This window comes from Dellaglioa sp. CoH-55-MRSF-7 (assembly GCF_056782235.1).
Map to the genome: position 1 here is coordinate 1 of NZ_JBXAYI010000030.1, position 712 is coordinate 712.

General features: G+C 48.0%; 1 protein-coding gene. It reads left to right on the top strand.

What is annotated here, in order from left to right:
- The coding region (locus AC1RPU_RS07675; RefSeq protein ID WP_481769593.1) for a hypothetical protein at positions 1-673 on the top strand (673 nt) is incomplete at its 5' end.
- Positions 674-712: the final 39 nt, after the last annotated feature.

Below are 712 nucleotides of genomic sequence, written 5' to 3' on the forward strand. Positions count from 1 at the left end.
CTACACGCATCCTACAGATGTGAAAATAGATAGGGCACCAGTCAGGTTCTTGCCATATCCACATCTAGACTTCTCGGATCGCGCGCTAAACATCTTCCACAATGAAGTGTACGGATCGAAATCTGATTCGGGTCGCACCGTCAAGAAGGAAGGTATGAACCGGTCGAAGGCGGTGGCCGTTGGTGGTCACCTGCATACAGGACACAAGGTTCGAAACACTTACTTTCCGGGCACACTGTACCAAAATAATTTTGGGGAACAGCTTCCAAAGTACTTTGCACATATCCAGTTTAACAGCGTTGCAGACCACGAGATAGAGTTCATAAACCACGACCCAGTGTACAAGCTACATACGGTGGTGCTGTCCTCACGTGCCGATCTTGAGAGCATTCCACGCGGAAAGAAAAATCTGGTAAAGCTAGTGATTCAGGACGGTGCAGACGTAAATGCATCGGACTACTCAGCGTTCTCAAACATTGTGCTCATCAAGAACTTCCGGTCCAAGGAAGACTTGCGCGCTGTTCTCACCGAGGACTTGAGCAATGCTGAGGAATTGGTTGTTCGCGTCGATGACTTCTTCGATGTGTGGGTAGAGAGTCTGGACGTTGAACAAAGCATGCGCGAGAAGATCGTAGATGTACGACGCCGAGTACTAAACAAGATTGTTAAATAAGGAGTAGCACATGCTTCAAAACATAATTCAGCACACGCG